Source organism: Inquilinus sp. KBS0705, from assembly GCA_005938025.2.
In the GTDB taxonomy this organism is placed as follows: Bacteria; Bacteroidota; Bacteroidia; order Sphingobacteriales; family Sphingobacteriaceae; genus Mucilaginibacter.
The window spans coordinates 1,769,791-1,784,335 of record VCCI02000001.1 but is presented as its reverse complement, the minus strand read 5'-3'; the positions used below and the strand labels follow the sequence as shown (position 1 = coordinate 1,784,335).

At 42.1% G+C, this 14,545-nt stretch carries 13 protein-coding genes; 8 read left to right on the top strand and 5 right to left on the bottom strand.

The features are described 5' to 3' along the window. Positions 1-158 precede the first annotated feature (158 nt). From FFF34_007845 to FFF34_007820, 6 genes are all read left to right on the top strand, one after another. Entirely contained in the window at positions 159-1,688 is a 1,530-nt protein-coding gene (locus FFF34_007845) for a hypothetical protein (GenBank protein TSD67297.1), read from the top strand. Positions 1,689-1,791: 103 nt separating this feature from the next. Further along, a complete protein-coding gene (locus FFF34_007840) occupies positions 1,792-2,031 on the top strand; it encodes a hypothetical protein (GenBank protein ID TSD67296.1) in 240 nt (79 codons plus the stop codon). Positions 2,032-2,101: 70 nt separating this feature from the next. After that, entirely contained in the window at positions 2,102-3,136 is a 1,035-nt protein-coding gene (locus tag FFF34_007835; GenBank protein TSD67295.1) for a substrate-binding domain-containing protein, read from the top strand. Between the two features lie 187 nt (positions 3,137-3,323). Beyond that, the gene (locus FFF34_007830) at positions 3,324-4,448 is read left to right on the top strand and encodes an aminoglycoside phosphotransferase family protein (protein ID TSD67294.1); all 1,125 of its coding nucleotides are present in this window, start codon (positions 3,324-3,326) and stop codon (positions 4,446-4,448) included. Continuing rightward, a complete protein-coding gene (locus FFF34_007825; GenBank protein ID TSD67293.1) occupies positions 4,448-5,116 on the top strand; it encodes a hypothetical protein in 669 nt (222 codons plus the stop codon). Before FFF34_007830 ends, FFF34_007825 begins: the two co-directional genes overlap by 1 nt. 24 nt (positions 5,117-5,140) lie before the next feature. Further along, a complete protein-coding gene (locus FFF34_007820; protein TSD67292.1) occupies positions 5,141-6,490 on the top strand; it encodes a Gfo/Idh/MocA family oxidoreductase in 1,350 nt (449 codons plus the stop codon). Between the two features lie 69 nt (positions 6,491-6,559). Here FFF34_007820 and FFF34_007815 read toward each other — a convergent pair whose 3' ends face one another. Continuing rightward, on the bottom strand, positions 6,560-8,515 hold the full coding sequence (locus tag FFF34_007815; protein TSD67988.1) for an alpha-L-fucosidase: 1,956 nt from the start codon (positions 8,513-8,515) through the stop codon (positions 6,560-6,562). 321 nt (positions 8,516-8,836) lie between these two features. Between FFF34_007815 and FFF34_007810 the strand changes: the two genes are divergently transcribed. After that, positions 8,837-10,855 (top strand): M13 family metallopeptidase, encoded by a 2,019-nt coding sequence (locus FFF34_007810; GenBank protein ID TSD67291.1) that lies wholly within the window; start codon positions 8,837-8,839, stop codon positions 10,853-10,855. Positions 10,856-10,968: 113 nt separating this feature from the next. Here the strand turns inward: FFF34_007810 and FFF34_007805 are convergent, their stop codons facing one another. The 4 genes from FFF34_007805 to FFF34_007790 all read right to left on the bottom strand — a co-directional run bounded on the left by FFF34_007805 (position 10,969) and on the right by FFF34_007790 (position 13,023). Beyond that, positions 10,969-11,397 (bottom strand): VOC family protein, encoded by a 429-nt coding sequence (locus FFF34_007805; GenBank protein ID TSD67290.1) that lies wholly within the window; start codon positions 11,395-11,397, stop codon positions 10,969-10,971. Between the two features lie 46 nt (positions 11,398-11,443). Further along, on the bottom strand, positions 11,444-11,935 hold the full coding sequence (locus FFF34_007800; GenBank protein TSD67289.1) for an SRPBCC domain-containing protein: 492 nt from the start codon (positions 11,933-11,935) through the stop codon (positions 11,444-11,446). Positions 11,936-11,965: 30 nt separating this feature from the next. Then, positions 11,966-12,295, bottom strand: a complete 330-nt coding sequence (locus FFF34_007795) for a winged helix-turn-helix transcriptional regulator (GenBank protein ID TSD67288.1) — start codon at positions 12,293-12,295, stop codon at positions 11,966-11,968. 401 nt (positions 12,296-12,696) lie between these two features. After that, complete coding sequence (locus FFF34_007790) at positions 12,697-13,023, bottom strand: hypothetical protein (protein TSD67287.1); 327 nt, start codon at positions 13,021-13,023, stop codon at positions 12,697-12,699. A gap of 353 nt (positions 13,024-13,376) precedes the next feature. Between FFF34_007790 and FFF34_007785 the strand changes: the two genes are divergently transcribed. Beyond that, entirely contained in the window at positions 13,377-14,537 is a 1,161-nt protein-coding gene (locus tag FFF34_007785) for a DUF5009 domain-containing protein (protein ID TSD67286.1), read from the top strand. Positions 14,538-14,545 lie beyond the last annotated feature (8 nt).

The following is a 14,545-nucleotide window of genomic DNA, read 5'->3' as shown; positions in this document are numbered from 1 at the left end:
TTTATATCAAAAAAAATATTAAATTACTTAGACCGACCGGAACAAAAAAATGCAAAATTTTGTGTGTAAACTGTAATTTAAAAGAATATTTTTAGCTGTAAAGACGAAAACGGAGAGGTGGCGTTATGGTTGGTAAAGTTTGTTCAACAAAATAGCATATGCGGCATATTTTACTTTTTTGCTTTTACATTTTTACAACGCACATGACCTTTGCAAGCCGCGCTTACTACGTCAACAACAACGGCGATGATACCCAGCCGGGCACCCGCAATAAACCATTTAAAACCATCCAAAAACTAAATAGCATTAAATTACAGCCCGGTTCAAAGGTGTATTTAGCAGGTAACCAAGTGTTTACAGGCCCGCTCATATTAACGGCAGATGAAAGCAGCACTACAAGCAAGCCAATAACCATCACCAGCTACGGCGGCGGGAAAGCCACTATTGATGGGGGTAAGGGGCAGGCGATACTGGTAAACAGCAACTATACCATACTTAGCCACCTTAACGCGAAAGGCGCAGGCCGCAACGATGGAAACACTACAGACGGCATATTGCTGGCAAACACCCAGGGCTGCACGATTGAGGATGTAACGATAGATGGATTCCAAAAGGCTGGTTTAGAGGTAAATAACTGCACGGATGTAAAGGTGCTAAAAGCAACTGCGAGGAATAATGGCAGCGCTGGTATCAGCATATCAGGCACCCACGAAACCTCAAAAAACATAGTTATAAAGGATTGCCTTGCCGACAATAACCCCGGCGACCCAACTAATCTTACTAACCACAGCGGTAACGGTATTCTGGTAGGCGGTTCAGATTCGGTGCTGATAGACCACTGCGTAGCCACCAATAATGGCTGGGATATGCCGCGTTTAGGTAACGGCCCTGTAGGTATATGGGGGTACGAAAGCAGCCATTTAACCATACAGTACTGTATATCATACAATAACAAAACCCACGCGGGCGCATCTGATGGTGGTGGGTTCGACTTTGATGGCGGTGTCACTAACTCGGTTATACAGTATTGCTTGTCGTATAATAACGAGGGTTCGGGGTATGGTTTGTTTCAGTACGAGGGGGCTTCGCACTGGGCTAATAACACCATGCGGTACTGTATTAGTGTAAACGATGGCACCAAAACAACTGGAGCAGCCGGTATTTTGGTTTGGAGTTCGACCGTTGATAGTGTTGATCTGCACAGTTGCATGATTTATAATAATTTGATAATCAATCAACAAGCCCCAGCTGTAAGCTTTCATCAACTAAGCAAAAACGAAGGCTTTTTATTTGCCAATAACATCATTATGGCTAAGGACAGCCTTGTAAATGGTCCGTCATCAGGCGAACGCTTTTTGGGCAATATTTGGTGGGGGATAGATGGTGGAATACCGAAATTCAGGGAGTTTGATAACCTTGCCGATTGGTCGGCAGCTACAGGGCAGGAAACCCTGAAGGATAAGCTTGTTGGCTTGCAAGCCGATCCGCTATTAAGAGGGCCGCTTACCACTACCTTAACCGACCCATACCAGCTTGATACTTTAAGCGCTTACCAACTACAGGATAGCTCGCCGGCCATAGATAGAGGGCTGAATTTGAAGGCTTTATTTGATGTTATACTGCCCGATCAAGACTTTTTTGGCAAACCCAATAACACTAAGCCGTATCCAGGGATTGCAGGGCATTAGGCAGTATTACACCACATTAACAGGCAACTGTAATGTTACAATCTGGCATGCAATAAACAGAAGCGTTTCTACGTAATAACAGTAATCTACCACTATTTGAAGTATGCATTACAGGATAAAATTTGCCGATGGAACGACTCATTTAGTACAGATAACCGCTGCGCTATTTAAAAAATGGAAGGTTTGGAAAGTAGAGTTTGCAGATGGTAAAGCTGCCATGCTCCTAAAATCGGGTAACGAATGGCTGCAGCGAAATGAGGATATACTTGATGCATACCTGTTAAACGCGTTAGGGAAGCTGATAGACGATGCCATCATCAGCAAAAAGGGGCTTTCGTTTTAGGCAATACGAATTTGTTGGCTTTACATTTAATGCAGTACTTTAGCTAATTAATATATGCGCTACCGGCACCATGTTACAAAACAGGTTACCCACTATTAAAGAGATCGCCAAAAGGCTTAATGTATCTACATCTACGGTGTCTCGTGCGCTGCATAATCATCCAAGTATCGGTTTGGTAACCACCATGCGCGTGCATGAAGTAGCTAAAGAGCTTGGTTACGAGGCCAATAAAACTGCCATCTATTTTAAAGAGCGTAAAACATATACAATAGGGGTTATCATTCCTGATCTTTCCGAACCCTTTTTTTCGGCAGCTTTAACAGGAGTAGAGGATGCGGCAGAAAAAAGTAACTACAATGTTATAATAGGCCAGTCGCTTGATAGTTTTGAACGGGAAAAGAAGATAGTGGAGAATATGAAAGACCATCGGGTTGATGGTATGCTGGTATCCCTAACCAAAGAAACCGCCACTTATGACCACTTTGATAACCTGCAGAAATATAATATCCCAATAGTGTTTTTTGACAGGGTGCCTAACCGTAAAGATATTAACTATGTAGCCTGCAACCTGGTATCGGGCATGTTGCAAGCCATAACCAAATTGGTTAGCATGGGCCATAGCCGTATTGGTTTAATAAATGGCCCGGCCAAGCTGGCTGCAACTTTGCAACGATTGGAGATTTACATACGCTGCCTTAAAGAAAACAACTTATCAGTTGAACAGGATATCATCGTATCTACCACATTGGCTAAAGCCGATAATATTAAGGCCATTAATAAACTTTTAGCACTTAACCAGCCACCTGCCGCTATCATTGTGTTTAATGACTATGTATTGCTTGATTGTATTGCCGCTGTTAAGGCAGCCGGGCTGGTGGTTAACCAGGATATCAGCTTTATTAGTTTTGCTAACCTGCCCATATGGGAGTACATGGATAGCGTGCCTTTGGCATCTATAGAGCAATTTGCCTACAAGCAATCTTCAATGGCTGCCGGCTTTCTATTTCAACTGATCAATAACTCCACAAAGGCAGATACCACAGACACCCCCCCGCTGCAACATATCATCGATTCGGAGATGATCGAGTATACTGCTCATAAATAATCTTAACCGCTTGCTTCACTGCATTTATGCAAAAATAGCGCAACCGTTTGCGTAGGGTTATGCAAACGGTTGCGTAGCGTAATACTGCATGTACAAGCGGATATGCCTTTGTTTACAAGTGTTTTTTATACCATTTTTACTCTTAACAAATGGTTTTATCAGGTTCCCCAATAGTTAAATAAGGATAGTGCAAGGTTCAGAAAACATAGCGGAGGTAGTGTCTCACTTTAAGTGCTCGGCAGATGCCGGTTCGCAAAAACCGTATGGCTCGGGGCATATTAATGATACATTCAGGTTAAAGAATATAGTCGCGGGTGGCCCTGATTACCTATTGCAGCGCATCAATCATCATATTTTCACCAATGTAGAGAAGCTGATGGATAACATGCGCATGGTAACCGAGCATATAAAGCACAAAATTATGGCGCAGGGTTATGGCGATCCGCAAAAGGAGGTGATGACGCTTATACCTACAGATAGTAACCAATTTTTTTACCGCGATAGTGCCGGTGACTATTGGCGCATGTTTTTCTTTTTAAGCGATACTAAAAGTTATAATGTGGTAGAAACACCCAAGCAGGCTTATGAAGGCGGGCGTGCTTTTGGCAAGTTTCAATCTATGTTGTCGGATATCCCGGCAGGCAAAATATATGAGGTGATACCTAATTTTCATAATGTACAATTCAGGCTTAAGCAATTGAGCGAAGCGGTGCATAACAACCCAAAGGGCCGTGTAGCATCTGTAAAGGACGAATTGGATATCATACAATATTATGCAAGTGAGATGCAATACTTTCAGCAACCCCAAAATGCTGCAATATTGCCAAAACGTGTTATCCATAACGATACAAAGTTTAATAATGTATTACTAAACAGTAAGGACGAAGCCCAATGCGTTATCGACCTGGAAACGGTGATGGATGGTTACGTAGCTTATGATTTTGGTGATGCCATACGCAGCATTATTAACAGCACAACTGAGGATGAGGCAGATCTGGAAAAAATTCAACTGAATATGCCACTGTTTAATGCTTACGTACAAGGCTATTTAAAAGAAGCCGCTACATTCCTTACGGATGCTGAGGTGGAATCGTTGGTGAAAGGGGTGTTGTTATTGCCCTACACGCAAACTGTACGCTTTTTAACCGATTATATTAACGGGGATACCTATTATAAAATAAAATTTGAAGGCCATAACCTGCAGCGTACAAAAGCGCAATTGCAACTGTTTAAAAAACTGACTGCAGCTTCTGCCCAAATGCACCAAACAATACTAAGCGAAATGGCTAAATATAAACCAAACCAAAACTAATGCAGAGGGTAGCTATGGAGTATATACCTTGCCTTAATGATTTGGACAACTCGGATGATTTTTCACGGGTGTTAGATGGCCTTGAACGGCGGCCTATGCCATTTGCGCCCTGGGCGGCAGATGAGCAGCAGCCATCAGTATCATTTACTATAGCTTACGATACAAATCATATGTATTTGAAATATTTTGTAAGCGAACGCACCTTGCGGGCGCAGTATAGCCAATTTAACGACCCTGTGTATGAAGATAGTTGCGTGGAGTTCTTCATCGCTTTTGATAATGACGAAAGCTATTATAACCTTGAGTTTAACTGCTTTGGCACCTCCAGGGTTCAATACGGGCTGCATAAATTAGGGCGTGCTTTTATACCTGTCAACATGCTAAAAACTATTGAACATCAAACGCTTATAAAAAGCACCGAGGGCGATGATATAGAATGGGAATTGGCCTTATGCATCCCCAAAAACATTTTTACGTTTCACCCGGCTTTGTGTTTTGAGGGAAGCACTGCCAGGGTTAATTTTTTTAAATGCGGAGACAGTTTACCCGAACCCCATTACTTATGTTGGAATAACATCCATAATGAAACGCCGGAATTCCACCTGCCCCAATTTTTTAAACCGATAACCTTTAGTACGCAGCAAATGGCGGCGTCAATTCAATTATAATTATTAATAAAAAAGCAAAAAATTATGGATCGCAGACAATTTGTTAGGAACACCGCTGTTGGATTAGCCGGTTTTACCATACTACCTTCAGGGCTACTGTTTGGTAAAAACGCCGATAAAGTTCGCTTAGGTTATATAGGCGTTGGCCTTCGTGGCCGTAGCCATATTAGCGAAGGTTTGTTGCGCGACGATGTAGAGATAATTGCTATTTGCGATATACAGGAAAGCTCATTAAAGTATTGCCGTGCGCAATTTGTAAAAGCACAAAAGAAACTCCCTGCCGAATACACAGGCGGGCTTGACGCTTATAAAAAACTGCTTGACCGTAAGGATATTGACGGGGTAATAATAGCTACCCCATGGCAGTTTCATAAAGAGCAATCTATAGCTGCCATGCGCGCAGGTAAATACGTTGGTTGCGAGGTTATAGCCGGTATAACCGAAAAGGATCACTGGGATATACTGCACGCCCATGAAGAAACAAAAATGCCTTACATGACACTGGAGAACGTTTGCTACCGTCGCGACGTGATGGCCGCTTTAAACATGGCCCGCCAAAACGTTTTTGGCGATTTGGTGCACCTGGAAGGTGGCTATCAGCACGACTTACGTGGTGTATTGTTTAACGATGGTAAAAGCTTTAGTGGTAAGGGTGCTGAGTTTGGCCCTAATACCATGGGCGAGGCCCAATGGCGTACCCAATGGAATATTGACCGCGATGGCGATATTTACCCTACGCATGGTGCCGGCCCGGTGATGAATTATATTGATATAAACCGGGGTAACAGCTTTACCAACCTGATATCGTTCTCGTCAAAATCCATCGGGTTGCATAACTATATTGATAAGGTATCTCCCGGAAATAAAAACTCAAAGATCAAGTTTAAAAATGGCGATGTAACTACTACAATGATTAACTGCGCCAATGGCGAAACGGTTACCCTTAGCCACGATACCCACTTGCCCCGCCCATACTCGTTAGGGTTTAGGGTGCAGGGCACTGAAGGTATCTGGATGGACGTAGCCGAATCGGTATACATCGAAGGGAAATCAAAGAACTACGACGAGTGGGATAAAGCCAGCGAGTGGTTTGAAAAATACGACCATCCGCTTTGGAAAAAGTTTGAAAAATATGCCGAAGGAGCCGGCCATGGTGGTATGGATTGGTTTGTTTTTAACGGCTTTGTAGAAGCCCTAAAACAAAAGAAACAAACACCGATAGATGTTTACGACTCGTTAACCATGAGTGTGATAACGCCGCTATCCGAAAAATCAATAGCAGAAGGCAATATGCCGCAAAAATTCCCCGATTTTACAAAGGGTAAGTGGAAGGAACGTAAAAACACCTTCGCACTGGACGATAGTGGTTTGTAGACCACGGTTTAACAAGAAGCCTTTTCATATTTGAAAAGGCTTCTTGTTAACTACTTATACGTTTAAGTGTTACCGGGTAATGATATCTATTTCAGCATAGCCGGTCTCATTGGTGTTTTCTGTGTTTTTCAGCGCCCTGAATTTAATATACCTTGCCATTTGCGGCGTAAATTTTATCGTTTGCCACAAAGGGTTGTTCTTAATGTTAGGGAATTCGCCCTGGCTAACCAGTCTCCAGTCGCTATTGTTTTCTGAGATATATAATTCGTAACCCGAGATAATGCCAGGGCTCCATGTGCTTTGATCAGGTAAATACCTAAAACCAGCAAGATGTTCATCTTTACCTAAATCCAGCACCAGGTCTTGCGGTAGTTTTTTGTCTTTGCTTTGATGCCAGGCTGTAGCCGGGTTACCATCTAAAATAGCACTTGATTTTTCATCGTCACTGCCAATTACTTTCCAATCTTTTCTAACAATATCAAACCTTTCATGTGTTTCAGTGCTGCTTTTATGTGTATTTGGATCATAAACAATGGCCCTGATCTCAGGTTTGCCAACAGCGGGAAAAGGCTTAGTATATTTTTTATTTTTAGGGGTGGGAGAGGTTCCGTCTGTCGTATAATAGATCACCGATTCATTATCTGCCGGTGTTATTGTTATGTCACCTGCCTGGTTCCTGATAATGGTAGGGGCGGTAAGTATTTGTGGTGCAAAATATACCCCTGCATTAGCAATAACCAACGAGGCTTTAGCATCGGTTATTTGCAGGCGTACCTTAGTGGCTTTTACTGTAGGGAAGCTTAGTATGCGCTTGTAACCAATGGTTGTGCCTTTTGCCAATTCCTGCCAGCGGCCATTAACAAGTGCCTGTATGGCGAACGATTTTACCCTTTGTCCTAAGGGGATATACTCTTGCACCAAAAAGCGGTTAAATTTAGTAGATCGGCCTAAATCAATTGTAAGCGATGCGGCTTTTATGCCATCGTCTGTGGCCCAATAGGTGTCTTTATTGTCGTCAATAGCGTTGGCGGCAATAAAGCTTTTATCGCCTGAGCGTACGTTAGAAGCTTTAGCAGGTTTGTTTTTTGCCAGATTTACCGCAAATGCAATTTTAACTGCTTTAGCAAATTCCAATACATTTTTTTCATCAGTGTGGTTTATCAGCCCGTTAGGCATTATAGGGAAATTAAGCAGCAGGCTACCGTTATGCCCTATGGAGTTGTAAAATATCTCCATCAGATCAGGTACAGATTTTACTTTAGTATCTTCGCTGGGGTGATAAAACCATTCGGGCCGTATAGATGTATTTACTTCCGCAGGTACCCAGGCATCACCATTTTCAACCCCATAGTGCAACATATCATAAGGTACATCACCGATGGCATTTAGCAGGCTCCAATTAGTTGCGCCAACGGCTCCGCCTTCTGTACCTACCCAGCGTAGGTCGGCCCGGTTTCCGCCATCGTTCCATATAACAATATTGGGTTGCAGTTTACGTACAAGCTTATAAGTATTTTCCCAATCGTAATAAGTTTTACGGTCGATAGTGCGGGTTTCATTAGCCCCACCATAGTATCCCGAGCCACCATTTGCACCATCAAACCATATCTCGAAGATGGGGCCATAGTTGGTAAGCAATTCTCTTAGCTGATTTCTAAAATACTGTATGTATTCAGGCTTACCGTAATCGGCCCGGTTCCTGTCCCATGGCGATAGGTAAATGCCAAGTTTTAAACCATATTCCTTACAGGCATCAGCCATTTCGCGTATCACGTCGCCATTGCCATCTTTCCATGGGGCATTCTTTACCGAGTATTCGGTGTATTTTGAAGGCCACAAGCAAAAACCGCAATGGTGCTTGGCGGTAATGATAATGCCTTTCATGCCCGCCTGTTTGCAAATGCGGGCCCATTGGCGGCAATCTAACTTAGTGGGGTTAAAAAGCTTAACATCTTCATTACCATACCCCCATGATTGGTCGGTATAGGTATTTAACGAAAAATGCACAAATGCATAATACTCCATTTGCTGCCACCTTAGCTGGTTTTGTGAGGGGATAGGCCCTACAGGTGCCGGAGCGTTTTTTTGCGCATACCCATAAAAGCAACATAGGGAAAAGGCAAGCGTGAACAGATGAACTTTGCAGGTTTTAGACATTTTAAACTACTTTTTACTTTTAACAACTACTTTCGAGGGTGGCTACGCAACCAAATATACAAATTAGCGTCAGAGTACCGGGGTGGAAAAAATAGCGGATGATTGGCTCACTGTATCTGCTGGTTAATGCTTTTTAAATCCGGTTGGGTGGCAGTAAAGATTTATTATCTTTAAGCAATTCTTTAGTTTATGAAAAAAATATTTTACCTGTTTTTAACCGTAGTGCTTTTTAGCGTTTGGGCTAATGCCAATGCCCAAAAGAGAGTTTTTGTTGATGTACCCGGATTAGACCCCGCCATTAAACCGGGCGATAACTTTTTTAGATATGTTAACGGGCGCTGGTACGATACGGTTAAGATTGATAACGACCAGGCTGGTGTTGGCTCATATTCGTTCCTTAATATTCCGCAAAAACGCTTGCTGCAAAATATATTGGATAGCGTTTCAAAGGCAAAGAATACGAATGGGAGTATTGAGCAAAAGGTTGGGGACTTTTATGCGTCGGGCATGGACATGGCGACTATCAACCGCCGCGGATTTGGGCCGGTGAAGCCTATACTGGTACGCATTGATGCCATCAGCAATGTTGCCGGGTTGCTTAAATTTATAGCCAACGAGATGACATCTGGGAACCGCTCTATAATCAGCTTTGGTATTTCTCCTGACAATAAAAACAGCGGTATCAATATAGCCCATGTGTACCAGGGCGGCACCGGCTTACCCGAAAAAAATTATTATTTCAAAACAGATTCCGCTACGCTTCATGTTCAGCAAGCTTACAAAGCCTACCTGCGCAATCTGTTTCAGCTAACCGGTAGCAGCCGTGCCACTGCAATGAAGAATGCAGCTATCGTTTACAGTATCGAAAAGCAACTGGCAGCAGCAAGTAAATCTAACATAGAGCTGAGAGATGTTAATGCAAATTTCAATAAAATGGCAGTTGCTGCTATCGGCAAAGCACAAGCTAACATAGTCTGGGCTACCCTGCTTACCCATATAGGTGCCCATACCGATTCGATAGATGTGGCCCAGCCCGGTTATTACGAAAAGCTGAACACAATGTTAAAGTCCGTTAGCATAGCCAACTGGAAGCTTTATTTAAAAGCGGCAACGCTTCAAAACTACGCCGATAGGCTTAGTCAGCCTTTTGTAGATGCTTCGTTTGCGTTTAACAAAGTGTTATCGGGAGAAGATACACAGAAGTCCCGCAGACAGATAATGACCGCGAATGTTGATAACAACTTAGGGATGGCTTTAGGGCAACTATACGTAAAACGGTATTTTAACGAGGATGCAAAAAACCGGGTGCTAACGCTGGTTAACAACCTGCAAAAGTCATTCGAGAACCGCATTAACCATTTAGACTGGATGAGCGATAGCACCAAACAAAAGGCAAAAGAGAAGTTATATACAATAACAAAGAAAATAGGCTATCCGGACAAATGGAGAAACTACGACAAGGTGCAGATAAACAGGAATGAATTTTTTGAAAACCTGTTGTCGCTGAATAAGAACGACTATCAAACCGATTTGGCAAAACTGAATAAGCCGGTTGACAAAACAGAATGGGGAACCACACCATCTACGGTTACGGCATACTACAACCCATCGGCAAACGAGATAGTTTTCCCTGCCGGTATATTACAATATCCTTACTTTGATTTTACGGCAGATGATGCCATTAACTATGGCGGTATCGGCATGGTGATAGGGCACGAAATGACACATGCCTTTGATGACCAGGGCGCCCAGTTTGACAAAGACGGCAACGTAAAAAACTGGTGGACCAAAGAGGATTATAAGAAATTTAAAGAAAAGACCGCTCAACTGGCTAATTTGTATAGTTCATTTACTGTTTTAGATACTGTGCATGTTAAAGGCCCCCTTACATTAGGAGAAAATACCGCCGATAATGGTGGTGTTGCTATTGCCTTTGATGCATTTAAAATGACCGAACAGGGGAAGAGTGACGATAAGATAGATGGATTTACACCCGACCAGCGTTTCTTTTTGTCGATAGCCAGGATATGGAGGGTGAAAACAAGAGATGCTTTTCTTCGCACCTATGTAAACACCAATCCGCATTCGCCGGCTACATGGCGGGTAAACGGCCCTTTAATGAATTTTGAACCTTTTTACCGGGCTTTTAACTTAAAGCCAGGCGAAAAAAACTACAAGGCACAAAACGAAAGAATAAGGATCTGGTAATCACATAGTGGTGTAACAAAAAAAGACTTGATTATAAAAGAGTAAAATAATTGGGCTCTTTGTAGAGCCCAATTATGAATATTCACAAAAGTATTGTTAATACTTTAACGACATTATAATGTAGGATCAAATTCCACTATCCATTCAATGCCATATTTATCTCTAAACATTCCGGCGTAAGTACCCCATGGACTGTCGCCAATCGGTCCTTCAACTTGGCCACCTGCAGATAATCCGTTGAATATATGGTCTGCTTCTTCACGGCTTTCTGCACTAACCACTATTTTAGACCGGTTTTCGGTTTCATTCACCGGGCCCATAAATTCGGGTACATCATTGGCAAGTAATACATTGTGTTTACCAAGCGGCAAGGCAATGGTCATTATCTTGTTCGCTTCGTTTTCCGGTACCTTAAATTCATCGCTTGCCAAGTCGCTAAAGCGAACGATCTTGGTGAATTCTCCGCCAAAAACTGATTTGTAGAAAGTGAACGCTTCTTCGGCATTTCCGTTAAAGTTGATCCATGGGTTAATTGTTCTCATAATTTTTATTTTAAATGTGATTGTAAATTTTCTTTGTTTATTTATTTTACGATAGGGTGGCCAACAGTCCTTCCAGGTTTTTCAAGGTCATGGTGAAGCCGATTTTGAAGCCTTCTAATAATTTTTCCAATCGCTCGAACGATTCATTATAAACGACAATGTCTACTTTGGTTATGCCATTTTGCTCGCTAAAATTGTAATCCCATTCAGAACCCGGCATTTCACGGTTTTCGTTTTCATCCGCAAACGCGTTATACATCTTAAAATTGGTTTTAGGGGTAATCGAGGTAAATTCCTGCACCGACCAACGTGCCACCCCGTCCGGGCTTATCATAGCGTAAAACCGTCGCCCGCCAACTTCAAAATTCATATACCTGGTTTTGGCGCGCATAGGTGCAGGTGCCCCCCATTGGTCCAGTAGTTCGGCTTTGGTAAAGGCATCCCATACTAAAGCCTGCCCGGCGTTAAATTCCTTGGTTATATATACGGTCTTCGCTGCTTTATCAACGTTAAAATCAAATAGTAAATCGTTGTTCATTGTTATTGATGGTTAGTTAATTTATTGGTATCAATGCCACTTAGTGGTTTCTTCCTTAATCGTTGTTAATAGTTGGTCAAGCTGGTTAAATTGAGTTTCCCAGTTTTGTCTGAATTGGGCTAACCAATGGTCAAATTGCTGCATTTTTTTAGCGTTAAAGTGATAATGTATTTCTCTACCGTTTTGCTCGGGCTTAATCAAATCGCATTCGTGTAATACTTTAATATGTTTTGATACTGCCTGTCGGGTCATATCAAATTTCTCGGCCATCGCATTTGGCGTTAATGCCTGTATAGCCAGTAAAGTTAAAATAGCCCGACGTGTCGGGTCGGCTATGGCCTGGAATATATCTTGTTTCATTTTGTCAATCATTAATACGCAACCATGAGGTTGCAAATATATGTGCAACTTTTGAGTTGCGCAAATTTATTTGAAATTAATTTGATTGAGGTGTTAACGGATATGATGTAGCGGGGGGTAATACAGACCTGCGCAGTGCCCCGGGCAATACCATCAGCTTTTTGATAGCTATATATCGGGCTTTCTGGCACAGTATGTAGAAGACCTGACGATTGACGACTTTAAATTGAAATGGATAAATTGACGGGTGGATTTTTTATCGAATGGTATAGAAGTCAATCAGTTTAAGGGCCTTAAAATAACACGTTTTGACAGTACGGGTGCACAAACCGCCAGGGTACTTATCCGCTGAAATTGCAGTACGGTTTAGGCCTTAAAACTGACGATAATAGTGTTGTGCTTTAATTAAGATAGTATAGCTGATTGCCCTCGTAAACCCGTCGCTCCGCAAAAATCAGGTCTTCAATGGTGATTTTCCCGTCCATCCAGTCACGTGCATCCATTGCCGCCCGCCATAAATTGTCGTCGGGGTTGTACTTTAATAAGTCATCCGGGGTTAAATACTTTGAATTTATCCAGGCCTTTGAACGATTGTCTTTGATAACTTCTATCATGATAATGATTTTAAGCCGGTTATCGCCGCCAAAGCAATCAATCGGGTAACAGTTATATAAATTCTGCTCTAATTTTTCTATTGAATCTAACATTTCAATTTCACTTCTTCTCATTCTTAATATTATATTTAGTATCAATATCATCACCGGCGTTTTGTTAAAACGTCAACAATTTGACTCCTCTTTACGGAAATTAAATAAAAAAGGTTGCAATTATTTTAAGATTCCACTGTAACTTGTGACATTTTAACCTGGTCACGAGCACCATTGAAATGTTGCAGAAATAAGTTATTCGTCATATATAACGCCTGTATTAGCTTCACTACTTGTTTTAAACCGCGACCATCCAAGCAATAGGAAAATACTTTTTTAAATTCTTTAAAAAGTTTTCTATATTTAACTTATAAATTATAAACCATTCACCAGTTCCAATGCCGGTGTATTCATACCAACATTACTAAAATACCATGAATCCAAAAAAGGCCGTGGGCATTGCCGGCACAGCTGATGATGTTAACACATCGCCATTCACTTATGAGCGCCTTTATTCATTAGATGCGCTGCGTGGATTTGATATGTTTTGGATACTGGGTGGGGAAGAGATATTCCACACCCTAGCAAAGGCGACCGGTTCCCCGTTCTTGGCCAGTATTGCCAACCAGTTCACTCACCCGGACTGGAACGGTTTTCATTTATACGATCTGATATTTCCGTTGTTCCTATTCCTGGCCGGGGTAGCAACGCCATATTCAATCGGACGTGAACGCGAGAAAGGTGCAAGCCGTCCGCAGCTGGTGTTACGGATCATCAAACGTGCGGTGATTTTGATATTGCTTGGATTATTGGTAAACAACGGTTTAAAATCATTGAAAACGGTTGACGAGATACGCTTTGCCTCTGTATTGGGCCGTATTGGTATAGCGTACATGTTTGCCAATATCATCTATCTGTATGCCAGCCGCAATTGGCAGATAGTATGGTTTACAATTTTTATCATCGGTTACTGGCTATTACTAAAATTCACATCAGCACCAGGCTTTCCGCATGGCGATCTGACCATGCCGGGTAATTTCGCCTCCTATATGGATAGGCTTATCCTGCCCGGTAAGCTTTACCTGAAAATCCATGACCCTGAAGGCTTATTCTCTACCATTCCAGCTATCAGCACCGGATTACTCGGTGTACTGGCAGGTACACTCCTAAAGACCGGTCAACAATCTAAAAGTCGTAAAGCTTTGATTTTAGCGATTGCAGGTTCCGTATTCCTGTTGATAGCGCAGGTTTGGAACCTTGACTTCCCTATCAATAAAAACCTATGGACAAGCTCTTTTGTAATGCAGGTAGGTGGGTTAAGTTTACTTCTGCTGGCACTATTCTATTACATAATTGATGTTTTAGGCTTTAAAAGATGGGCTTTCTTTTTTAAGGTGATTGGAATGAATTCAATCCTTATTTACATATCCGGCAAATTTATAAACTGGAATTATGCTAACAACGGCTTCTTTGGTTGGCTTGGAGAACTGGTCGGCAATCCGTATAATATCGTAGTCATGGCTATCTGCTATATTATGGTTAAATGGATGCTCCTGTATTTCCTTTACCGCAAAAAAGCCTTTTTAAAAGTGTAATTCCCTAA